Raw genomic sequence first — 20,789 nt, forward strand, 5'->3', positions numbered from 1 at the left:
GTATGACTCGAGGTGCGATCATCGTCGGTGCGTCGTCCGGAATCGGCGAAGCGCTGGCTCGAGAGCTCGCCGACGAGGGGTACCAGATCGGCCTCGCGGCCCGGCGGACCGAACGGATGCGCGAGATCGGCACCGCGTTACCGACGAAAGCCTACGTCGCAACGATGGACGTTACCGACACGGACGACGCCCGCGAGGGCTTTTTCGAACTGGCCGACGCGATGCCCGCGGTCGACGTGGTCGTCGTTAGCGCCGGCGTCGCGGACGAGAACTACGACCTCGAGTGGGAGGTCGAACGGCGGACGATCGACGTCAACGTCCGCGGGTTCACCGCTATCGCGACCGCTGCGATGGAGTACTTCGAATCGAACCCCGATCCGGCGAGCGACCGGGACGGCCACCTCGTGGGCATCTCTTCCGTCGCGGCCCACTTCGGGAACGGCGGTACCGCATCGTACAACGCCTCGAAGGCCTACGTCTCGCGGTACCTCGAGGGACTCCGGAACCGCCAGGCCGGCAGCGACGCCGACGTCGCGATCACGACGATCGAGCCGGGGTTCGTCGACACCGACCTCTCCTACGGGTCGTTCTGGGAGTGCTCCCCGGAGACGGCCGCGACACAGATCGCGCGGGCGATCCGCAAGGAGAAGTCCCACGCCTACGTGACCCGCCGGTGGCGACTCGTGGCGTGGGCGATCGCCGCCATGCCCGCCTTCCTCGAGCGTCGGCTCTTCTCCTAAGCCTCGGTCTCGACGTTTCGCGCCAGAAACGGCGGCAGAACCGTGAGATCCAGGATAGCGACCGCCAGGAACAGGCCCCCGATGAGCAGCTCGTCGAACGCCAACACGAGGGCCGATCCGGCCAGGAACATCGGGATGCCGGACGCGAAGAAGAGGAGTTCGATCCGCTCCGCCTCGCTCAGGTCTCCGAAGTTCCGGGCGTAGTCGATGTACTTCTTCATTACACCACATATCAGTTGGTCATAATACAAGTTATTGGCGAATCGGACACGCACCTTACTCCGCGCGGAAGCGGTCCCGAACCGCGAGCGCGGCGTCCCCGCCGTACCGATCGACAAGGGGACAGAACGCCTCGCCGAGGGCGCGCATGCACTGGCCGGGCGAGGGGTACTCGAGGCGATCCGCGACGATCGACCAGTCCCGACCTTGCAGGACGCGCAGGACGAGCAGTCGTTCCTCGCGACCGCTCAGATCGATGGCGTCAGGATCCTCGACGAAGTAGCGGACGGCCAGCCGCCGAAACGGACCGGGGTCGACGTCGAACAACCCTGGGCCGTAGGCCGCGCCCGCGACCACCCGCCACTCGTGATCGGACAACTCGAGCGGCGGTGCGGCGTCGACGCACCGGAGCGCCGCGCGGGCGACGTCGGGATCGAGGTCGCGGAGGGCGTCCGAGGCGACCGCGGCGAACCGGCGGGCGAACCACTGCGCGTGGCTGTCGTGGAGCGCCCGGCCGGCGTCGCTCGTCGGGGAAAGCATCAGCGCGGAGTACTCGCCGCTGGCGTCGTTGCGGGTCGTCGAGAGGTGGACCGTCCGGTAGCCGTTCTCGCGCCAGAACGACAGCAGGCCGGGCGTCGCGCCGAACCCGGTCCCCAGCCAGTCCATCTCCGAGGCGAACTCCTCGCGGACCCGCTCGAGGAGGTGCGAGCCGAGACCCCGGGAGCGAACCGCGTGGTGGGTGGCGATCCTGACGACCCGCAGGCCGGCGGGCTCGCCCGCTGACTCGTCGCGCAACTGGCTCGTGAGCACGTCCGGCAGCATGTTCCCCCGGACCCGGCCGCCCTCGTACATCATCGATCGCGTCTCCGGCTCGAGGTTCCCCTCCCGGGCGAGCAGGGCGACGCTGACGACGTGGCCGTCGTGGGTGAGCGCCCGGGCCTCGAGGTTGGGCGCGTCGAGGAGTCGCGCGAGGTCGTTGGGCTCCGTCCGGTAGTGTGCGAGCACGAGGAGGCCGAAGGTCTCCCGCAGTAGGTGGTCGTCCGCCAGCAGCGTATCCGGCTCGAGTCGCCGATAGGCCACCGATTCGGGGTCGGCGTCGGCGACGAGCGGCTCGACCGGCGGACGGGCGTCGAGCAACAGCGCCCGGAAGGCCCAGACCTCGAGCGGGTCGCCCGCGGCGTACCGGATCGGGTCGACGAGCGTCCGCTCGATCACCTCGTGGTCGCTCTCGGCGAGTCGGTCGCGGAACCGGACGGAAAAGCCCCGGCCGGCCCCCTCGTAGCCGTGGATCGTGGTCGCGAACGCGACCCGAGGCGCGGCCAGCAGCGACTCGAGCACTGCAACGGGAAGCGCCGCGGCCTCGTCGACGACGACGGCGTCTGCCTCCGCGAGGCGATTCGATTCGACTGCCGACGCGGGATCACAGAAACGGACGACTCCGCCGGTGGTCGTCCCGATTCGATGCCCGTCGCTGACGTCGCCGCCGTCGTGGCCACCGTCGTCGAGCCGCTCGAGATCCGCACATACCTCGCGCGCCCGAGCGAACACCTCGCGAGCGTTTCGCCACTGCGGTGCGGTGACGAGCACCTCGGCCCCGTCGGCGGCCAACGCGCCGGCGGCCAGCCCCGCGGCGCTGGATTTGCCACGGCCGCGGTCGGCCTCGAGCACGACGGCCCGTTCGCTCGCGTCGGAATCGCCGTCCGGCCGCAGCGACTCGAGGGACGCGACGGCCTCGGCCTGATCCCCGGTGAGACAGGCCTCGTAGACGGCGGCAGGGAATCGGGGGTCTTCTGGAGGGTCGATGGCATCCTCCGACGGGGCCAGCCGCGGGGCCGGTCGCGTCAGGCCGTCGTCCTCGATTCGGCCGGCCTCGAGGTCCACGACGGCGATGCCGCGGTGCGCACGGAGCGTCTCGACGAGTCGCCGTCGGAACCGTCCCGTGACGTCCGACAGGTCGAACGGCGGCACGGCCAGCGACTCGTCGAACGCGCCGCGTCGATCGGGCCACGCCTCGAGGGGCGGCGCGAGCAGGACGAGGAGGCCGCCGCCGTCGACGGCACCGACGACCTTCCCCAGCGCGTTCGGTCGGAGGCCCTCGTGTGCGTCCAGCGCGACGACCGCTCGCGTCGTCCCGAGGAGTTCGCCCGCGCGGGATTGCGGGAACTGCTCGCAGCGAAGCCGATCGTCCGGCCCCACGAGCGTCGTCTCGGTGATCGGGACGGAGAGCGCGTCGAGGACGGCCTCGAGCGCGTCGTACCCTGCCGCACGATCACCCGCGAGAACCAGCCCCCGTCGCTCGTTCGCGTCGCGGGCTTCCTCGTGCAGCGACGTAGCGAGGCCGACGACGTCGCGATCCATACGGGGAGGTTCGTCCCTCGAGAGTAATAGGCACCGGAACCGGCTTTCGGGCACCCCCGTCGTCCGCGGATCCCGTCCAGCCTCGTCGATCGAGACGACGGGCCGTGCCGCTATCCCAGTTTGCGGCCCACCCAGGCGCGATAGCGGTCGAACGCCGGGAGCAACAGGACGAGCAGGAGGAGGCCGGCGAGCCACGTGAGCGGGTCGTCGGACCGCTCGGAGAGGACCACCGACACCGACAGGTCGGCGATGACCGCCGCGGCCGATCCTCCAAGTAGCGCGGCGAGCGCGACCCGGTAGGCCACGGAGATCACGACGACCAGGCCCACCACGACGCCGAGCAGGCCGACGAACCCGATCGAGGAGCACAGCAGGCGGAGCCACCTCGAGTCGATGCCGTCGCGAACCGTCACGAATGGTGACTCGTTGCGAGCGGGCATGAACGTATCGACGGCCCCGTTCGAACGGTGGTGGCGTCGTGCACCCGTGCGGAGTCGTGCCACAGGCCCGTGCGTTTGAACACGCTTTTAAGGGGGGCAACGCTACTGGCGTAGTACACCCTACGCGGGGTTGATGATGCTCCTAGCCTCTCAGGACTTCCGCCGGACTGCTCCGGCCCGGAGCCCCCAGCGCTTCGGATGGCAGGGGAGCGCGAGCCCACGCGTAGGAGAGGTGAACAACCTATGTCAGTCTACGTAACCACCGACATCCCAGCCGACCTCGCCGACGACGCCCTCGAGGCGCTCGAGGTCGCACGAGACACCGGACGCGTAAAGAAAGGAACCAACGAAACGACCAAGGCGATCGAGCGCGGCAACGCCGAGCTCGTCTACGTCGCCGAAGACGTCTCGCCCGAAGAGATCGTGATGCACATCCCCGACCTGGCCGACGAGAAGGGCATCCCCGTCGTCTTCATCGAGACCCAGGACGACGTCGGCCACGCCGCCGGCCTCGAAGTCGGTTCGGCCGCCGCGGCGATCGTCGACTCCGGCGAGGCCTCCGGCGACGTCGAGGACATCGCCGACAAGGTCGAGGACCTCGACTGAGGTGATCAGACATGAGTGCTGAAGAGGAAGAAACCGGATCAACGCCCGCCGAGGTCATCGAGATCGTCGGCAAGACCGGCATGCACGGCGAAGCCATGCAGGTCAAGTGCCGAATCAAGGAGGGCGAGAATCAGGGACGTATCATCACCCGAAACTGCCTCGGGCCGGTCCGCGAGGGGGACGTCCTCCAGCTTCGCGAGACCGCCCGCGAGGCCGACTCCATCGGAGGTCAGTAACCAATGGTCGAGAAACGCACCTGCGACTACACCGGCGAAGAGATCGAGCCCGGCACGGGCATCATGTACGTCAAGAACGACGGCACCGTGCTGCACTTCGTCGACTCGAAGGCCGAGAAGAACTACAAGCTCGGTCGCGAACCGCGCGACCTCGAGTGGACCGAGGAAGGTCGCGCCGGCAAAGGCCCCGCGGAAGCGGAGACGCCAGCCGACGAGGAAGCCGACCAGGACGAGGTCGTCGAAGCCGCCGAAGACGAGGACATAGAGACCGAGGCCGAGGCCGTCGACGAGGACGAGGAAGACGTTCCTGCTGGTGACGAGACGGTCGACGAGACCGAAGAGACCGAGACCGAAACCGAGGCCGAGGAAGCATGAGCGACGACCACGAACGCACCTTCGTGATGGTCAAGCCCGACGCCTTCGCGCGCGGCCTCGTCGGCGAGGTCGTCTCCCGACTCGAGGACCGCGGCCTCAAACTCGTCGGGATCAAGGTCGAGAACATGCCCCGCGAGCGGGCCGAGGAACACTACAGCGAGCACGAGGACAAGCCGTTCTACGACGACCTCGTCGACTTCATCACCTCCGGCCCGGTCGTCCCGATGGTCTGGGAGGGCCAGGACGCGACCCGTCAGGTCCGCCAGATGATCGGCGAGACCGACCCGCTCGAGGCCGAACCCGGCACCATTCGCGGTGACTACGCGCTCGACCTCGGTCGCAACGTCGTCCACGCGGCCGACCACGAGGACGAAGGCGCTAACGAGCGCGAGATCGCGATCCACTTCGACGAGGACGAACTGATCGACTACGACCAGCACGACGCCGAGTGGCTCTACGAGTAACGATCGGCACACCACGGCCTCGTTAACCGGCCAGCGCCACTTCACTGACCGATTTTCTCCCGGATCTCTCACTACCCGGTACGGACGGGATTCTCTCGTCAGCGATAGTTACGGGAGAAATACACGTAACAATCTAGAGAGACGTAACAACTAATGGATGGCCTGCAGTAGAGAGGAGTGGTGATTTCGTATGGTAACGTACGGTAGGTGGTCCGGAAATGCGTGAAACAGAGGGGTCGACGGCACGCGTCGCGGAATCGGCACCGTCGCTCGATCTCGTCTTCGATCTCCTCTCCAATCCTCGTCGTCGATACGCCCTGTATCTCCTTTCCGACCGGACGGACGGGGTCGCGACCGTCGGCGAGATTACGGACCACATCGCCACGCTCGAGTGCGGCGACGATCCGGCCGCCGATGAGCCGCCGACCGACCTGAGCCGCGAGATCCGGATCGAACTCCAGCACGTCCACCTGCCGAAACTCGAGGACGCGGGGATCCTCGAGATCGATCAGCGAAGCGATACCGTCCGCTACTGGAGCCAACCGTCGCTCGAGGAGTGGCTCGAACACGCCTATCACAAGGAACTGTCGTAGCGGCGGCGAGTCGAACACGAGCGGGCGAGATCGGCGAGGCGGACTGCTGTACCGATGTATCGGGGCACCCGCGACCCGGCGTCGGCTGCGCCGGCACAGACGTACAGTAGACCGTATGAAAGGTTTAACAGGGAGTCCGTAGTGCACTCGAGTGGCGTCCGTCGCGAACGGGGCGACGGACCGAAGCAATTGGGGTGTGATATCGTTTCACTCCTCAACACTTAACAATCGAGCTATCCATACACTCACACGGGTGTTATCATGACTGATCACGAACTTCCACCACTACCGTACGATTACGACGCGCTCGAGCCGGCGATTTCCGAACAGGTCGTCACCTGGCACCACGATACGCACCATCAGGGCTACGTCAACGGCCTCAACTCGGCCGAGGAAACCCTCGCGGAAAACCGCGAGTCCGGCGACTTCGACTCGACGCCCGGTGCCCTCAAGGACGTCACCCACAACGGCTGTGGCCACTATCTCCACACGCTGTTCTGGGAGAACATGTCTCCCGACGGCGGCGGCGAACCCGAGGGCGACCTCGCCGACCGCATCGAGGAGGACTTCGGCTCCTACGAGGGTTGGAAAGGCGAGTTCCAGAAGGCTGCCGGTGCCGCTGGCGGCTGGGCCCTGCTGGTGTACGACCCGGTCTCGAAGCAGCTGCGCAACCTCGCGGTCGACAAGCACGACCAGGGCGCACTCTGGGGGGCCCACCCCATCCTCGCGCTGGACGTCTGGGAACACTCCTACTACTACGACTACGGCCCGGACCGCGGCAGCTTCATCGACGGCTTCTTCGACGTGATCAACTGGGACTCCGTCGCCGAGGAGTACCAGAAGTGCATCGACCACTTCGAGTAACGTAGTTCGACGACGGATCGCCGCCGACGAGTCAGTCAACCTCCGTTCTTTTATCAAGCACCGCCGAATAGCGGGTCGATTCCCGACCGCGGTCGAGACGCATCGCCTCGCCCGAGCGGGCCTCGAGCGTCAGACCGGCTTCGATGGTCGGGTCCATCCGGTACCGACGACGGACTGATCGCATGTCGAACCGTGACAATCGACTACTGGCACGACGTCGAAACGGGAACGAACGATTTAGGCGTCAGAACGCGATATCGACGACACATGCCCGTTCCGAAATCCGAGTTCGACGAACTCCCACCCTGTGACTTCTATACGCCCGCAGAACTGCTCGAGCCCGATCAGATGTACACCGTCTACGAGATCGCGAGACTCCTGCAGGGACTCGAGCCGGACGCCGAAATCGAGGCCGAGACCGAGGCCATCCTGCTCGACTGGGCGATCCCGTGGATCATGACGAACGCGGACGACCTCGTCGTCGCCGAACCGCGATCGGACGACGAACCCGGCTACTACGGGCTCAAAGAAGACGAATGAACGTCCTGGTGGTCGGTGCCGACCGCGTCGACGCCGGGAAAACGACGTTCACCGTCGGCCTGCTCGCACGGACCGGCGGCGTGGGCTACAAGCCGCGGGCCGGGAACGACTTCTGGTTCGACCACGACGACTGCCGTCGTGCGTTGGCGGAGGGACGGCTCTACGGGAAGGACGCGGCCCGTATCGCGGCCGCGGAACGGAGCGACCGTCCGCCGGAGCGACTCAATCCCGTCCATCGACTCTGGCGACCGTCACCCGGCGGCGGTAACGGCTTGCTCGGGCGAAGCGACCGCGAGTTCCTGATCGACAGGATCGGATCGGGCGACCCCGATTCGACGACTTACGTGCGGAACGCGACCGCCGACCTGCCCGAGTCGGTCGCCGAAGCCCTCCCACTCGAGGACGCGATTCCGGTCGAGTCCGTCGAGACGTTGAACGACGTCGCCGAACGGGAGTACGTCCCCGCGTTCGAGCGGATCGCCGACGAGATCGCAGCCGCCGACGTCGCCGTGGTCGAATCCTACGGCGACATCGCGATCCCGATCCGGTCCCTCGAGCCGACGGTCGTCGCCGCCGTCGAACCCCGTCGCGTCCGGATCTATCCGGGTGACCGATACGCCCGCGCCTGTGACGTCGCTAGCTCCAGTCCGATGGACGGCCGCCTCGAGAAACGCACCGACGACGTACTCGAACTGCTGGACCCGCTCGAGCGGGTCGAACTTCCGGCGCTACCGAGCGAGGAACGATCCGATCCCGAATCGGTCGCAACTGCATACGAACCCGCGTACGACACGGTGTTGGCCGCAGCCGATCGAGCGGCCGACGGGTGAGACCCGTCGACGGAGATCGCGAGGACGGGAGTCGACCGCTCTAGGCCTGGCGGGCCATCCGGGCCGCCAGTTGGACGTGGTCGTACGGATCGGTCGTCACGCTCGGCCCGTGGCCGGTGTGCATCTCCGAAAGGTCGGGCGAGATCCGCTCGAGGACGCGATCGATGCTCTCGATCAGCGTCTCCCGGTCGCCCTCCGGCAGGTCCGTCCGGCCGAAACTGCCGTTCTGGAAGACGAGGTCCCCGGCGAAGAGGATGCCCCGGTCCTCGGCGTAGAAACAGAGGTGATCGTCCTTGTGACCAGGCGTGTGCAAGGCGACGTACTCGTCGGACCCAAGTGTGACGCGCTCGTCGTCCCCGATCGCGTGGTCCACGCCCTCGATCGCGGGATCGTACCCCCAGACGTCGACGTCGAACGCGTCCGTGACTGCCTCGAGATTTCCGACGTGGTCCCGGTGGGTGTGCGTGAGTACGACCGCGTCGAGGTCGTCCGTCCGCGCCCGGATCCGTTCGACGACGTCGAAGTTCGCCCCGGGGTCGACGAGGACGGTCCGGTCGCCCTCGACCAGAAAGACGTTGCTCGTAAACGCCTGCACGTCCGCCGCGAGGTTGGCGATCATAGCGACGCATACGGGGTCGGATCGTTTGTGCGTATCGACACGACGCGCCATGGTCGGCGTCGCCATGGGGGTGGGTCCGTATTCACAACCATTTTTAGCTCCGGCACGTAGTAGACGACGAATGCATCGGTCGGTTTCTGTCGGGCTCGTCGCCCTCATCGTCGTGCTCGTGGTGGTCGGCGGCCCGATAGGAGGGGTCGTCACCGCCTTCACTGGGAGTGGTACCGCGGTGCCGTCGCCAGCCCTCCAGTCTTCGTCCGACTCGGACGACGTCGACTCGAGCGACTTCGAGTCGACCACCTTCGAGATCACCGTCCACGAGAACGGGAGCGCCACCTGGACCTTTCAGTACGAACAGCCGCTAACGGAGGACAGCGACGGGATCGAGACGCCGGAGAACTTCCGGACGTTCGCCGACGAGTTCGAGTCCGAAGAGACCGCCCTCTACGTTCAGTTTACCGAGCAGGCGGAGTTGATGGCCGAGACTGCGATCGAAGACACCGACCGTGAGATGGCGGCCTCGAACTTCAACCGATCGGCGGACATCGAGGGACAACTCAACGCCATCGGCGTCGTCGAGATGTCGTTCCTCTGGGAGAACTTCGCCGAGACGACCGACGGACAGGTCGTGGTCGGCGACGTGTTCCAGGGGCTGATCATCACCGCCGACCAGGAGATCGTCGTCAAACCCGACGGCAACCTCGCGTTCAGCAGTGCCACCCCAGAACCGGATAGCGTCGTCGGCTCGTCGATCGAGGAGGCGACGTCGCTTCACTGGAAGGGCGAACGCGAGTTCTTCGAGGGGCACCCACGAGTCGTCCTCGAGTCCGACCACGATGGGGCGGTCGGAGGCAGTTCCTCGCTCTCGGAGCGCATCTCCCCGAACGGCGACGCGTCGCCGTGGACGCTCGGTCTCGGCGTCTTGCTCGTTGGTCTCGCGCTCGGTGCGGCCGGATTGTGGTACCGGCACCGGTCGACGTCCGACGCCGACGGGGCCGAACCGAACACCGGCGGATCCGACGACGATACTCCCTCCGCAGATGCCCAGCCGTCGGACGCCCCTGCCGACCCACTCGAGGACGAAGAACTGCTCACCGACGAGGACCGCGTCGTCAAACTCATCGAGAACAACGGCGGCCGCATGAAGCAGGTGGACATCGTCGACGAAACCGGCTGGTCCAAATCCAAGGTCAGCATGCTCCTCTCAGACATGGAGGACGAGGGCACGATCAGCAAGCTCCGCGTCGGCCGCGAGAACATCATCAGCCTCGAGGGGTACGAGCCCGAAGCGACGAAGTCGCCGTTCGACGAATAACCGCGGCATGGCACGCCGGCCCACCCCCGGATCGAAACGGAATCCTTAAACATCGACCCGCACTACGGATGAATGCATTCGACGCACGCTCCGATAGTGTAGTCCGGCCAATCATATTGCCCTCTCGAGGCAATGACCGGGGTTCAAATCCCCGTCGGAGCACTCTTCTGAACGAACCTCGTGAGTGAAGAAGGAAGCGCACGAGGGGATTTGAACAAGCGAGTCGCAGCGATCGAACGAAGTGAGATCGACCGTCTCGCACCTGTTCAAATCCCCGTCGGAGCCGTTCTACGGCGAACTAACCGGCGAGCACCGCATAGCGTGTACTACCCGTGAGCCGTGAAATCGATCCGGGCGTTCATCGACCGCTGTCCCTTCGGAAACCGATCCGTGACTGCAACACCAGATCGCTGATCGAGTCAGTTCGTAACCTGCACTCGCCAGTAACGTGCTGTTACGATACGTCATGAGGGGGAGCACTCCTCGCGTCGGTCGTCGTTCGTACGGTTGGGGCCCAGTGCGGACAGAATGAGACGAGCTCCGCAGCCACTCGATTACGACGAATCACCTAAAGAGAGCAATCGATCGACTACCGATCGACCGACGTTGTGGTCGTCGGAGTTCGGGTTCTCGGCCATCATCGCGATCTTTTCCTCGTTCACCTCCTCGAGCAGTTCGATGGCGTCGAGACACGACGCGTAGAGCCCGTGTTTACGTTTGCGTCGGACCACGTCCTCGGAGCGAGGTGCGTAGACGTTAACGCGGCCCCCTTCGGGAAGGACGCGCGACGTCTTCTCGACGACGCCGAGATCGACGAGGTGGTTCAGGTGTCGGCTGACGACGCTTCGGTCACGGTCGACGGTCTCGACGAGGTCATCGATGGTCGTTTCACCCGCAGCCATGACCTGCTGACGGACCTCGAGTTCGGTCGGGGAGATATCGAACACGTCGCGCATGAGTTCCTCGACGGTCGGCGATTCGGTGGGGACGGTCGTCTCTACGGCGTCCATCGGCCCGTCGCAGCAGGTCGCTCCCCGTCGCTCAACGGAAGTTCGCCGCAGGTCGGACACTCGTAGACGTCTAACTGGCTATCAGAAGGCGGCATACCCGTATCTACGGTGTTCTCGAGCAAAATAGTTCCACCTAACGTGACGCCGACTCCGTCCGACCGTTCTCGTTCTCGCGTCCGAACCCGGGCTGTCGGTCGCGACGAACCCTCCGTTAGAGCCGGGCGTGAAATCCGGTCAGTCGCCGGCGAGGAACTCGCGAAGCTGGTCCCCGTAGCGGTCCGGTCGATCGGCCATGACCCAGTGGCTCGCCTCGGCCACCCCGACGAGTTCGGCGTCGGGGATGTCGTCTGACAGGCGCTCGGCGTACTCGATCCCCTGGAACTCGTCCTCGGACCCCCACAGGAGGAGCGTCCGCGCCGAAATCTCGCTCGGGTCGATCTCGGTCGTGTGACTCGTGTTGGTACCGATGGCGTTGCGCGACAGCGAGACGATCGCCTCCTCGGAGTCCCAGGGTGCGAGCATCCCGTCGACGAACTCCTCGCTCGGGTCGTCGTACCGGGTGTTCCGAAAGATCTTCTCGAGGAGGTTCCGGGCGTCGTCGACGCTCATCTCCTTGCTGGTTGCGGGGAGGCCGAGCTCCAGAATCGTCTCGATCGGCCACGAGTCGTAACAGACCGCGTTCGAGAGGACGAGGTTCGTGACCGTGTTCGGCTCGTGGGCGGCGTAGCGCAAACCGACCCCGCCGCCGAGGTCGTGTCCGACGAACGTTACTCGCTCGAGGGCCAGGTCGTCGACCAGCCCGTCGATCATCGCTTCCTGCGCACGGATCGACCGGTCGAAGCCGTCGTGCATCGCCGAATTACCGTAGCCGACCATGTCGGGGACGATCACGCGGTACTCGTCCGTCAGCGGCGGTGCGACGTCGCGCCAGAGGAACGACGACGTCGGGATTCCGTGACACAGGAGGACCGGTTCGCCCTCACCCTCGTCGTAGTACGCGACCTCGAGGTCGTGCTCGTCGACCGCCACCGTCGTCGTCTCTTGGTTCTCGGCCCACGTTTCGTAATCCATGTCCCGTCTCGCTGCCACGCCGAGACCATTAGCGGTTGGGGTCGGTCGGGATTCGGACGTGTTCGTCACATCGTTCGAGAGGATTGGGTCGTCCGCGTTCCTTCTTGGCGAGTCGACGAAAGCCTCGAGACACCGGCGGCGTGCCGTCACGTTCGGCGGTAGACCGCGGGCTACGGATCGACGTCAACGTGGGAACAGCAGCCAGATCAGTAGTCGGCAACAGATTATACCGCATTTCGGTAGTGCATCGGCGACACTCAGTCACGACACCGATTCCCGTCGCCCACCAGTACGTCAGGTGTGTCGCCGAAATTCACTGAAGAGTACGACTTCCTGGTGATCGGCTCCGGATCGGGGCTGGACGTGGCGAACGCGGCCACGCGGCGCGGGCAGTCGGTCGCCGTCGTCGAGAAGAGTCGACTGGGCGGAGCGTGTCTCAATCGCGGCTGTATCCCCTCGAAGATGTTGCTCTACCGGGCGAGGTCCTCGAGACGATCGATCGCGCCGGCGAGTTTGGGATCGACACGACGGTCGACGACGTCGCATTCGCCGATATCGTCCGAGAGGTCAACGAGGAGGTCCACGAGGACGCCGAGTCGACCCGTCGGGGACTGGAGTCGTCCTCGGATCACGACCTCTACCGGTCAGTGCGGGATGAAGCAGCCGTCTGGGACTACTGTGCCAGCGCGTTCGACGCCGACGACGCGATCGAGGACGCGGGACTCGTCCGCATCGATGAGAACGAGGGCCATCCCAGTATCCGGTCGCTAGTCGACGACGACTACGAGATCACCTTCTAGCGGTTCGATCCCAGTTCCGTTTCGAGGCGCTGTCTCGTCGCGACCCTCGAATACAGCGGACGCTGTGTCGTCCGAGTCGGTAACCTCGGATTGGGCGGTTCGCTCGCGGAACTAAGTGCCCACTTCGCATCGGCTCGCGAGAACCGCCTACAAAAGAATTGTGGGAGTGATGTGTTGCCATACCACAACGATTCACCCATTTATTCTTCCAATCTCTCTGCGCATACACGTGGTAACACATGACAAGAAAGGGCGGATCGAACGGCCGATTGACGCGACGCTCCCTCCTCGAGGCGGGCAGTGCAGCAGGGGCCGGTATCTCCCTCGGCTCGGGACTTTCGACGGTGGGTGCCCAACACGACGGTACCGACGAGGATGGAAGCGCATCCGCGCTGGGTCGCGACGTGACGGTTCGACAGGAACCAGGGAACGCGGTCTACTGGGTGTTGCCGGGCGAACGACGGCTCAGCCCGCAGGTGTTCGGAACGGCCGAAAACCCACGGTTCGGCAGTCCCTCCTCGAGTCGCGGATCGAACAGGCGAAGGAACTGCCCGAACCACTCGGTGCGGCGGTTCCCCAGTTGCTCGAGGACCTCCCGTTGCTCGTGGCCGCACCGGAGGCGGGCCGCGAACCGATCGAGGACGACGAGGATGCCGGGGTCGCCGAGCAGACGTTCGTCGAGCCGAACCTCTACAGCGACGAAGCCGAGGTCACCAGCGGTGCGTTCGAGATCACCTATCGGGACCGCCAGCCGTACGACACGCCCGGCGAACCGGGTGACACGGCGGACGAAGTCGACCTCGAGACGGTGTTCACCGATCCGGCGGGCAACGAGTACCGACTGGACTTCGATCACGTCGTCAAGCCACCTATCCCAGGCTACCAGACCGGCGGCGGCGTCCGCGTCGGTGCATGGCACCACGGACAGACCGGAACCGGCTCGCCGTTGATGGCGCAGGTGTACGATTACGCCGCCTGCTGGGACGTCGGTGACATCTACGTAAACGGCGAGCTGGCCACCGAGGACGGCTTCCGCGTGATCCACTTCATGACGACCCAGACCGTCCGCGACGAGCGCTACCGGCTAGCGATCGACGAGGAACTTCCGCTAGCGCCCGAGGAGACGATCGCGGGGCAACTCCACCACACGCACGGCGTGGTGTTGCCGATCCGGCCGACAGACGAGGGACCGGTCTTCGATCCGGTTCCGACCGCGATGGAACTTCCCGACGGCGAAATGCAGCCGTTCATTCACGCCATGTGGGAACAGGAGGAACTCGTCGAGGGGCCGTTCGACGACTGGGAGTTCCCCGGCCAGGCGGAGGCGGAACCCGAAGACGGGGCCGCCGAGGAACCGGCGAACGAGGACGCCGACTTCCGGCTGTCGGGCGAAGCACCGGGCTGGCAGGGTACGGAACCCGAGGACGTCGCGAACGAAGCGAATCCGGTACTGGAACTCGAGGCAGGCACCGAGTACACGCTCGTCTGGGAGAACGCGGACGGGTTGCAGCACAACTTCGCGATCGAGGACGAGAGCGGCGCGGACCTCCTTGAGTCCGATCTCGTCGGCGAGGAGGGGGCGACGCAGACGGTCACGTTCACGGCCGTCGAAGAGATGGCCGAGTACTACTGTCAGGTCCATCCGGAGAGCATGCGGGGGACGATCGACATCGTAGGGTAGGAGGCGTTACTCCGACAGCACCGGGACGTCCACGGCCGGGTCGCCGAGTCGGATCCCCATCGGTGCCGGGCCAGGGGTATCGTACCCCCGGACGTAGCCCAGATAGAGGGCGCTGTTGACGATCCCGATGTGGCTGAACGCCTGCGGAAAGTTCCCGAGGTGAGCGCCGGTCTCGGGATCGATCTCCTCCGCGACGAGTCCGAGCGGGTTCAGGTACTCGAGCAGCGTCTCGAACCGCGACTTCGCCGCCTCGAGGCGGCCGGAGAGCGCGAGCGCGTCGACGTACCAGCACGAACAGAGGACGAACGCGCCTTCCTCGCCCGGAAGCCCGTCGTCGCCGTCGTACCGCCGGACGAACACATCCTTCTCGACCAACGCGTCTTCGACCGCGTCGATCGTTCCTTGCACGCGGTCGTCGTCGAAGGGCAGAAAGCCCACGATCGGGAGCAGGAGGCCGGTCGCGTCGAGCGCGTCCGACCCGTAGGACTGTACGAACGCGCCGACGGCCTCGTCGTACCCGTTCTCGAGGACGTCCGCTCTAATCCGCTCGTGGCTCTCTCGCCACGCCTCGAGCGGCGCGTCGTAGTCGCCGTCGGTAGTGAGCGCGAGCGCGCGGTCGAGGGCAACCCAGCACATGACCTTCGAGTAGACGAAGTGTCGGTTCCCGCCGCGGACTTCCCAGATGCCTGCGTCCGGCTCGTCCCAGATCTCGCGGACGTAGTCGACGATATCGCGAATCCGATCCCACTCCTCGTCGGTCAGCTGGCGACCGTGTCGGTGCATCTCGTCGACGGCCAGCAGGAGTTCCCCGTAGACGTCGTGCTGGCGCTGCTCTGCGGCCTCGTTGCCGATCCGAACCGGACTGGAGCCGCGATACCCCTCGAAGTGCTCGAGTTCCCGTTCCGAGAGATCGGATTCGCCATGGAGGCCGTACAACGGCTGGATCGCTTCGGGGTCGTCGGCCTGGCAGAGGTCCATGAACCAGTCGAAGTAGTCGTTGGCCTCCGACGCAGTTCCGAGGTTCATCAGCGCCTGCACGGTGAACCCGGCGTCTCGAAGCCAGTTGAAGCGGTAGTCCCAGTTACGGACGCCACCGATGGTTTCGGGCAGCGAGGTGGTCGGCGCGGCCGCGATTCCCCCGGACTCGGCGTGAGTCAGGAGTTTCAGGGCCAACTCCGAGCGGACGACGGTGTCGTGCCACGGCCCCTCGAACGCACAGCCGTCTTCGGGATCACAGTCGTGCACCCAGTCGGTCCAGAAGCCGATCGTCTCTTCCAGCGCGGCCGCCGGGTCCGTGTCCGCGTCCTCGGCCCCCGTACACCGGAGCATGAACCACTCCTCGTCCCCTTCCTCGAGCGATTGCTCGCCGGTTATTCGGCCGTTTCGACCGTTTCCCGACGTGATCTCGAGGTCGATCGGGCTCTCGAGCAGCGTCCGTTCCCGTTCGCCCTCGGCGAGGATTCCCGCCTCCGTGAGTTCGATCGACGTCTCCGCTCGACCGTAATCGAACCGGGGTTCGAACTCGACCGCGAGGTCGACGCATCCCTCGTCGCAGGCTATCTTTCGGTAGAGGACTTTTTTCGGGTGGTTGGTCCGGCCGGCCGGCGGCAGGAAGTCGGTCACCGTTACCGTTCCGTCGTCGGTGTGGAAGGTCGTCTCGAGGACGTTCGTGTCGTCGACGTATCGCCGCGCGGTCTCGAACGAGTCGATCGGTGCGATTCGGAACCGGCCGCCGCCGTGAGCGTCGAGGATCGCCGCGAGGACGCTCGGCGACTCGAGGTGCGGAAAGGGAAACCAGTCGACCGAGCCATCGGGCCCGACGAGAGCACAGGTCTCGAGGTTGCCGACGATCCCGTAGGCCTCGATCGGCGGATACGCGTCGGACTCAGACACCGGTATCACCCGTTCCTCGAATACCAGTAGCGAACCCGGAGTGGCCGAGCGGCATACCGTTTCCTTCGGATACCAGTAGGAAAAAGACGGAGCATGCAACGCACGGATACGGTAAGGCTCGTTCAGGCGGCTTCGACACGCTCGAAGAGGGCGGCACCGAGAGCGACCATCGCGACTGACGAAAGCGCGAGGAGGCCGGCGTCCAGAAGCACCGAGTACGACGAGGAGCCGATCAGCACGGCGCGGAGACCGTCGACACCGTAGGTGAGGGGGTTGACGTACGCGAGATACTGGACCGGACCGGGGAGCCCGGAGATGGGAAAGACCGCACCGGAGAGGAAAAACAGCGGGAAGATGATGAACTGGACGATCAGCATGAAGCCTTCGCTGTCGCGAAACTGCGAGGCGAGGGCGATGCCGAAGCCGACGAACGTTACTGCGATCAACACGAGGAAGACGAACGCCAGCGGCAACGAGAAGAAACTCACGAAGCGGAACCCGAGCGGGACCGCGAACACGAGGATGAGCACACCCTGGACGAACGCGGTGGTGGACCCACCCGCGATCCGGCCCAGAACGATCGACGTCCTGCTGGCCGGCGAGACGAGAATCTCCTTCAGGAACCCGACGTCGCGATCCGAGAGGATCGAGAGGCCGGCGAAGGAGGCACCGAACATCATCGTGAAGCCGACGATACCGGGGACCAGAAACTCGATGTAGCCCACGTCCTCGGGGAGGCCGGGGATCGCCGCCCCTTCGAAGCCGTACCCGAGGAACACGAGGAACAGAAGCGGCATCGACAGCGCCCCGACGATCCGGGACGGCGTCCGCAGGAACCGTTTCACGTCCCGAAGCCAGAGACCGTAGATGGCCAGCGGATCGATTCGAGTCATCGCTCTCCCTCCAGCGATCCCGCGGACCCCGCAGCGCCGACCGACTGGACCGCTTCGGTCTCGGCCGCTTCAGTGTCGCCGTCCTCGAGCGTCCGCCCCGTCACCGAGAGGAACACGCTCTCGAGGTTGGGCTTCCGGAGGTCGATGGACGTAATCTGTACGTCGACCGCGTCGGCGATCCGGACGAGGTCGACGATGTGGGACTCGCCGCTTGGCAGCGTTACGTGAACCACGGCGTCGCTCGTCGTGTACTCGGCGACCCAGGACGCCTCGTCGAGACGGTCGAGCAGGGGAGCCGTCGGGCCGTCGATCTCGAGGGTGACGACGTCGCCGCCGAGGGAGTCTTTGAGGGCGTCCGGGGAATCGAGCGCGGCGATGTCGCCGTCGTCGACGATCGCCACGCGGTCACAGAGCTGTTCGGCTTCCTCGATGTAGTGGGTCGTCAGGACGATCGAGATACCCGACTGCTCGTTCATCCGCTTGATGTAGTCCCAGGTGTCGCGGCGGGCGCGAGCGTCGAGTCCGACCGTCGGTTCGTCCAGAAAGAGCACCGAGGGTTCGTGCATCAGACCGCGCCCGATCTCGAGGCGGCGTTTCATCCCCCCGGAGTAGTTCTCGACGAGTTCGTCGCGCTCGTCGGCCAGGTCGACGAGGTCGAGAATCTCGTCGATGCGGCGTTCGCGTTCGGCTTTCCGCTGGCCGTACATCCGTGCGTGCAACGCCAGGTTCTCGGTACCGGTGAGTTCCTCGTCGAGGGCCGGTTCCTGGAAGACGATCCCGATGCTATCGCGGACGCCACCTCGGTCCTCGCGGATGTCGTGGCCGTTGACCCGTGCGGTGCCCGCCGTCGGCTGCAACAGCGTGACCAGCATCTTGATCAGCGTCGACTTCCCAGCGCCGTTGGGTCCCAGTAACCCGAACAGTTCGCCGCTCTCGACCGTAAAGGAAAGGTCGTTGACGGCGGTCACGTCGCCGAATTCCTTCCGCAGTCCGTCGACGGTGATGGCGGCCATCACCGGAGCATAACGTCAGTGCGCCAATCAATGTTTGCATAGCCGAACCCGATTCGAGGGGACGAAACCCGGCTACGGATGGACGGCCTGGCTGGGGTCCAAGTGTGGAGGGGGGCCGGTCAGTTCGGCGCTCGTCGTTGCGTCGGTCTCGAGCGACCGACGACGCTGCCGGAGAAATCGGCGACGGCTGCCAGTTTCGACTGTGTTCTGAACTGGAATATGATGGGAAGATACTTGTTGGAAGAACGGAAAGAACGGATCGTATGAAGTGTCCCCGCCGAACCCTCTTGGGCGGTATCGCCACGACTGCGACCATCGCGTTTGCGGGTTCCGCCGTGAGTGCGTCCGACGGCTCCTCCGTCGAGGCCTCGGGCGATGCACCCGACCTCGAGACGCTGCTGGAGTATCTCCCCGCGTCCGTCAGCGACGACGCGATCGTATTCCGCGCGGTCGACTACGAACGCCGTCGCGAGGCCGACGAACCCCACGAATCCCGGCCCTACATCGGTCCGCTGAACGTCGATCCCGACGGCATCGCCGCCGAGGTCACCGTGACGTCGTACGACGAGGAGTACACCCAGCCGATCCGGATCCTCGCCGGCGACATCGATCCGGACGGTGACGGCGAGCCTGCCGAGACGGACGGCGGCCTCGAGTACGAACGGTTCGAATCCGGAAACACCGACGAGTTCGCCGCGGTCACCGACGAGTTCGTGTTCGTAACCACCGACGAGGGGACGATCGACGACGCGCTGGCCGCGGCCGCTGGCGAGGAAGACCGACTCCTCGAGACGAACGACATGCTCCAGGAGGCGATCGAGACCGTCGGCGACGCCGACAGCTACACCGTTCAGTCAGTGAACGGTTCGGCGTCGGCTTTCACCGGTAACGAGGACGACCCCCAGCCGGAGTACATCGCCCACGCCGAGACCGTCCTCGATCCCGATACGATCGAGATCGAGTACGTCGTCGCGTTCGAGGACGCCGACGACGTCACCGACGAGTTCGTCGAGAGGATCGAGGCCGACTTCGCGTACATGGGCACCACCGAGGAGCCGGAAGCGACGGTGGACGGCCGCTACGTCACGGTCTCCGTCGAACGCGACCTCGAGGCCGAACGCGCAGTCGCCGAACACGACAGCCCGGGCTTCCTCCGGGTCGATCGTGACATCGATCCCGACGACGAGTACCTCGAACTCGAGGTCGGCCGAGGCGATCCGACGCCGGTCGAGGATCTGACTCTCGAACTCGGAGACGAGGAGTACGATCCCGACATCTGGGCCGACGGCCACGGGAAGATCGAAGAGGGCGATACGATCGTCGTGAAGATGGAGGACGTCGAGCCCAACACGTCCGTCTCGATCACGCACGACCACGAGATGGGGTCGAGCAGCAGCGGGACGTCCATCCTCAGCAATCTCCGCTTCGAGTTCGAGTACGACTACGAGACGGAAACCCTCTCCATCGAGTACACCGACGACTTCCCGCTCGACGGCGACCGCATCACGATCGCGGCCCACGACGAATCGCCGTACCGGATCGTCAACGACGAGGGCGAACGGGTCGACCCCGAGCCGACCGCGACGATCCAGCCCTGGGACGGCGAAACCGTCGAGGAGGGAGCCGAAGCCACGTTCGAGGACGTCCAGCCCGGTGACGAGATCATCGTCGGCTGGGACGGAACCTCCCGATACGACTCGCTCTCGTTCCACCGGATCGACGCGCCCGGGGACGTCGACTTCGAGTACGAATACGCGGACGACCGGCTGACTGCCACTCTCGAGGTCGAGATCGAACAGCCCGCCGACGCGTACGAGCTCCGGGTCGACGACGACCCCGCGGACGTCCAGTGGGCCGACCAGTACGAGACTATCACGGAGCCCGCAACGATCGAACTCGACGACGTCGGCTCGGGCAAACGCGTCACCGTCGTCTGGGACGGAGACGAGATCCCCGTCGGTCGGACCCGGACGATCCCGAGAGTCGACCTCGAGTACGACGACGGCGTCGTCGAACACGCCGGCGGCGACGCGATTCCCGCGTCGGATCTCGAGCTACAGATCTGGAACGAGAACGGCCGTGACGGTGTCAGCCTCGCGGACGAGATCGACGGCACCTTCGAGGAAGGCGATACCGTCGCGATCGAAACCGAGAATCCACGCGACGTGACGCTGTACTACAAGGAGGATTTCTACGTCGGCTCCGTCTACATCGACCAGTAGGGCCTGA

22 protein-coding genes, 1 tRNA gene and 1 pseudogene are annotated in these 20,789 nt (G+C 65.5%); 15 read left to right on the plus strand and 9 right to left on the minus strand.

All coding sequences use genetic code 11. The features are described from left to right. Positions 1-2 precede the first annotated feature (2 nt). Complete coding sequence (locus TX79_RS07925; protein ID WP_049926922.1) at positions 3-740, plus strand: SDR family NAD(P)-dependent oxidoreductase; 738 nt, start codon at positions 3-5, stop codon at positions 738-740. Here the strand turns inward: TX79_RS07925 and TX79_RS07930 are convergent. The 3 genes from TX79_RS07930 to TX79_RS07940 all read right to left on the minus strand — a co-directional run bounded on the left by TX79_RS07930 (position 737) and on the right by TX79_RS07940 (position 3,730). Continuing rightward, positions 737-961 carry a hypothetical protein gene (locus TX79_RS07930; RefSeq protein WP_049926923.1) on the minus strand — a complete coding sequence of 75 codons (225 nt, stop codon included), beginning with the start codon at positions 959-961 and terminating at the stop codon, positions 737-739. The two genes, TX79_RS07925 and TX79_RS07930, sit on opposite strands and share 4 nt — an antisense overlap. Positions 962-1,016: 55 nt before the next feature. Continuing rightward, positions 1,017-3,317: a tRNA(Met) cytidine acetyltransferase TmcA gene (tmcA, locus tag TX79_RS07935; protein WP_049926924.1), complete on the minus strand. Its 2,301-nt coding sequence runs from the start codon at positions 3,315-3,317 to the stop codon at positions 1,017-1,019. A 110-nt stretch (positions 3,318-3,427) separates the two neighbouring features. Continuing rightward, positions 3,428-3,730, minus strand: coding sequence for a hypothetical protein (locus TX79_RS07940; RefSeq protein ID WP_154660482.1), 303 nt, complete (start codon positions 3,728-3,730; stop codon positions 3,428-3,430). 270 nt (positions 3,731-4,000) lie between these two features. Between TX79_RS07940 and rpl7ae the strand changes: the two genes are divergently transcribed. The 8 genes from rpl7ae (at position 4,001) to TX79_RS07980 (ending at position 8,265) form a co-directional block, all read left to right on the plus strand. Then, the gene (gene rpl7ae / locus TX79_RS07945; RefSeq protein WP_049926926.1) at positions 4,001-4,363 is read left to right on the plus strand and encodes a 50S ribosomal protein L7Ae; all 363 of its coding nucleotides are present in this window, start codon (positions 4,001-4,003) and stop codon (positions 4,361-4,363) included. An 11-nt stretch (positions 4,364-4,374) separates the two neighbouring features. After that, entirely contained in the window at positions 4,375-4,599 is a 225-nt protein-coding gene (locus TX79_RS07950; protein WP_049926927.1) for a 30S ribosomal protein S28e, read from the plus strand. Positions 4,600-4,602: 3 nt separating this feature from the next. Next, positions 4,603-4,974, plus strand: coding sequence for a 50S ribosomal protein L24e (locus tag TX79_RS07955; protein WP_049926928.1), 372 nt, complete (start codon positions 4,603-4,605; stop codon positions 4,972-4,974). After that, complete coding sequence (gene ndk, locus TX79_RS07960; RefSeq protein ID WP_049926929.1) at positions 4,971-5,438, plus strand: nucleoside-diphosphate kinase; 468 nt, start codon at positions 4,971-4,973, stop codon at positions 5,436-5,438. Before TX79_RS07955 ends, ndk begins: the two co-directional genes overlap by 4 nt. Positions 5,439-5,656: 218 nt before the next feature. Further along, positions 5,657-6,031 carry a DUF7344 domain-containing protein gene (locus TX79_RS07965; protein WP_049926930.1) on the plus strand — a complete coding sequence of 125 codons (375 nt, stop codon included), beginning with the start codon at positions 5,657-5,659 and terminating at the stop codon, positions 6,029-6,031. Positions 6,032-6,292: 261 nt separating this feature from the next. Continuing rightward, positions 6,293-6,895: a superoxide dismutase gene (sod, locus tag TX79_RS07970; RefSeq protein WP_049926931.1), complete on the plus strand. Its 603-nt coding sequence runs from the start codon at positions 6,293-6,295 to the stop codon at positions 6,893-6,895. Between the two features lie 267 nt (positions 6,896-7,162). Next, positions 7,163-7,435: a DUF5827 family protein gene (locus tag TX79_RS07975; protein WP_049926932.1), complete on the plus strand. Its 273-nt coding sequence runs from the start codon at positions 7,163-7,165 to the stop codon at positions 7,433-7,435. Next, positions 7,432-8,265, plus strand: a complete 834-nt coding sequence (locus TX79_RS07980) for an ATPase (RefSeq protein WP_049926933.1) — start codon at positions 7,432-7,434, stop codon at positions 8,263-8,265. The genes TX79_RS07975 and TX79_RS07980 overlap by 4 nt, the downstream gene beginning before the upstream one ends. Positions 8,266-8,305: 40 nt before the next feature. Here TX79_RS07980 and TX79_RS07985 read toward each other — a convergent pair whose 3' ends face one another. Continuing rightward, positions 8,306-8,884 carry an MBL fold metallo-hydrolase gene (locus tag TX79_RS07985; RefSeq protein ID WP_049926934.1) on the minus strand — a complete coding sequence of 193 codons (579 nt, stop codon included), beginning with the start codon at positions 8,882-8,884 and terminating at the stop codon, positions 8,306-8,308. A gap of 121 nt (positions 8,885-9,005) precedes the next feature. Here TX79_RS07985 and TX79_RS07990 point away from each other — a divergent pair, with 121 nt between their 5' ends. Both TX79_RS07990 and TX79_RS07995 read left to right on the plus strand, forming a co-directional pair. Continuing rightward, entirely contained in the window at positions 9,006-10,199 is a 1,194-nt protein-coding gene (locus TX79_RS07990) for a helix-turn-helix transcriptional regulator (RefSeq protein ID WP_049926935.1), read from the plus strand. 87 nt (positions 10,200-10,286) lie between these two features. Further along, positions 10,287-10,361, plus strand: a tRNA-Glu gene (locus TX79_RS07995). Between the two features lie 392 nt (positions 10,362-10,753). Here the strand turns inward: TX79_RS07995 and TX79_RS08000 are convergent. Further along, positions 10,754-11,209, minus strand: coding sequence for a helix-turn-helix domain-containing protein (locus tag TX79_RS08000; RefSeq protein ID WP_049926936.1), 456 nt, complete (start codon positions 11,207-11,209; stop codon positions 10,754-10,756). A gap of 234 nt (positions 11,210-11,443) precedes the next feature. Beyond that, positions 11,444-12,280 carry an alpha/beta fold hydrolase gene (locus TX79_RS08005; RefSeq protein ID WP_049926937.1) on the minus strand — a complete coding sequence of 279 codons (837 nt, stop codon included), beginning with the start codon at positions 12,278-12,280 and terminating at the stop codon, positions 11,444-11,446. Between the two features lie 363 nt (positions 12,281-12,643). On the opposite strand from TX79_RS08005, the pseudogene TX79_RS20055 reads away from it, so the two are divergent. The 3 genes and pseudogenes from TX79_RS20055 to TX79_RS08015 form a co-directional block, all read left to right on the plus strand. Continuing rightward, positions 12,644-12,709 (plus strand): annotated as a pseudogene (locus TX79_RS20055) (hypothetical protein); the annotation flags it as partial. 2 nt (positions 12,710-12,711) lie between these two features. Next, the gene (locus tag TX79_RS19840; protein WP_230198556.1) at positions 12,712-13,080 is read left to right on the plus strand and encodes a hypothetical protein; all 369 of its coding nucleotides are present in this window, start codon (positions 12,712-12,714) and stop codon (positions 13,078-13,080) included. 580 nt (positions 13,081-13,660) lie between these two features. Further along, positions 13,661-14,761: a cupredoxin domain-containing protein gene (locus tag TX79_RS08015; RefSeq protein ID WP_230198557.1), complete on the plus strand. Its 1,101-nt coding sequence runs from the start codon at positions 13,661-13,663 to the stop codon at positions 14,759-14,761. A gap of 6 nt (positions 14,762-14,767) precedes the next feature. Here TX79_RS08015 and TX79_RS08020 read toward each other — a convergent pair whose 3' ends face one another. The 3 genes from TX79_RS08020 to TX79_RS08030 all read right to left on the minus strand — a co-directional run bounded on the left by TX79_RS08020 (position 14,768) and on the right by TX79_RS08030 (position 18,560). Beyond that, positions 14,768-16,654, minus strand: coding sequence for a glycoside hydrolase family 15 protein (locus TX79_RS08020; protein WP_049926938.1), 1,887 nt, complete (start codon positions 16,652-16,654; stop codon positions 14,768-14,770). A gap of 122 nt (positions 16,655-16,776) precedes the next feature. After that, positions 16,777-17,547: an ABC transporter permease gene (locus TX79_RS08025; RefSeq protein ID WP_049926939.1), complete on the minus strand. Its 771-nt coding sequence runs from the start codon at positions 17,545-17,547 to the stop codon at positions 16,777-16,779. Further along, complete coding sequence (locus TX79_RS08030; RefSeq protein WP_049926940.1) at positions 17,544-18,560, minus strand: ABC transporter ATP-binding protein; 1,017 nt, start codon at positions 18,558-18,560, stop codon at positions 17,544-17,546. The genes TX79_RS08025 and TX79_RS08030 overlap by 4 nt, the downstream gene beginning before the upstream one ends. A 263-nt stretch (positions 18,561-18,823) precedes the next feature. Here TX79_RS08030 and TX79_RS08035 point away from each other — a divergent pair, with 263 nt between their 5' ends. Further along, positions 18,824-20,782: a hypothetical protein gene (locus TX79_RS08035; RefSeq protein WP_049926941.1), complete on the plus strand. Its 1,959-nt coding sequence runs from the start codon at positions 18,824-18,826 to the stop codon at positions 20,780-20,782. Positions 20,783-20,789: the final 7 nt, after the last annotated feature.

The sequence above is a fragment of the Halopiger goleimassiliensis genome (assembly GCF_000455345.1).
Taxonomy (GTDB): domain Archaea; phylum Halobacteriota; class Halobacteria; order Halobacteriales; family Natrialbaceae; genus Halopiger_A; species Halopiger_A goleimassiliensis.

What these genes read in the sequence shown, in the direction of transcription:
- TX79_RS07985 (WP_049926934.1), bottom strand. Translation starts at nt 8,884, where the DNA reads ATGATCGCCAACCTCGCGGCGGACGTGCAGGCGTTTACGAGCAACGTC.
- TX79_RS07965 (WP_049926930.1), top strand. Translation starts at nt 5,657, where the DNA reads ATGCGTGAAACAGAGGGGTCGACGGCACGCGTCGCGGAATCGGCACCG.
- TX79_RS07990 (WP_049926935.1), top strand. Translation starts at nt 9,006, where the DNA reads ATGCATCGGTCGGTTTCTGTCGGGCTCGTCGCCCTCATCGTCGTGCTC.
- sod (WP_049926931.1), top strand. Translation starts at nt 6,293, where the DNA reads ATGACTGATCACGAACTTCCACCACTACCGTACGATTACGACGCGCTC.
- rpl7ae (WP_049926926.1), top strand. Translation starts at nt 4,001, where the DNA reads ATGTCAGTCTACGTAACCACCGACATCCCAGCCGACCTCGCCGACGAC.
- TX79_RS07950 (WP_049926927.1), top strand. Translation starts at nt 4,375, where the DNA reads ATGAGTGCTGAAGAGGAAGAAACCGGATCAACGCCCGCCGAGGTCATC.
- TX79_RS08025 (WP_049926939.1), bottom strand. Translation starts at nt 17,547, where the DNA reads ATGACTCGAATCGATCCGCTGGCCATCTACGGTCTCTGGCTTCGGGAC.
- TX79_RS07980 (WP_049926933.1), top strand. Translation starts at nt 7,432, where the DNA reads ATGAACGTCCTGGTGGTCGGTGCCGACCGCGTCGACGCCGGGAAAACG.
- TX79_RS07975 (WP_049926932.1), top strand. Translation starts at nt 7,163, where the DNA reads ATGCCCGTTCCGAAATCCGAGTTCGACGAACTCCCACCCTGTGACTTC.
- TX79_RS08030 (WP_049926940.1), bottom strand. Translation starts at nt 18,560, where the DNA reads ATGGCCGCCATCACCGTCGACGGACTGCGGAAGGAATTCGGCGACGTG.
- TX79_RS08000 (WP_049926936.1), bottom strand. Translation starts at nt 11,209, where the DNA reads ATGGACGCCGTAGAGACGACCGTCCCCACCGAATCGCCGACCGTCGAG.
- TX79_RS07925 (WP_049926922.1), top strand. Translation starts at nt 3, where the DNA reads ATGACTCGAGGTGCGATCATCGTCGGTGCGTCGTCCGGAATCGGCGAA.
- TX79_RS07930 (WP_049926923.1), bottom strand. Translation starts at nt 961, where the DNA reads ATGAAGAAGTACATCGACTACGCCCGGAACTTCGGAGACCTGAGCGAG.
- TX79_RS08035 (WP_049926941.1), top strand. Translation starts at nt 18,824, where the DNA reads ATGAAGTGTCCCCGCCGAACCCTCTTGGGCGGTATCGCCACGACTGCG.
- ndk (WP_049926929.1), top strand. Translation starts at nt 4,971, where the DNA reads ATGAGCGACGACCACGAACGCACCTTCGTGATGGTCAAGCCCGACGCC.
- tmcA (WP_049926924.1), bottom strand. Translation starts at nt 3,317, where the DNA reads ATGGATCGCGACGTCGTCGGCCTCGCTACGTCGCTGCACGAGGAAGCC.
- TX79_RS08005 (WP_049926937.1), bottom strand. Translation starts at nt 12,280, where the DNA reads ATGGATTACGAAACGTGGGCCGAGAACCAAGAGACGACGACGGTGGCG.
- TX79_RS07955 (WP_049926928.1), top strand. Translation starts at nt 4,603, where the DNA reads ATGGTCGAGAAACGCACCTGCGACTACACCGGCGAAGAGATCGAGCCC.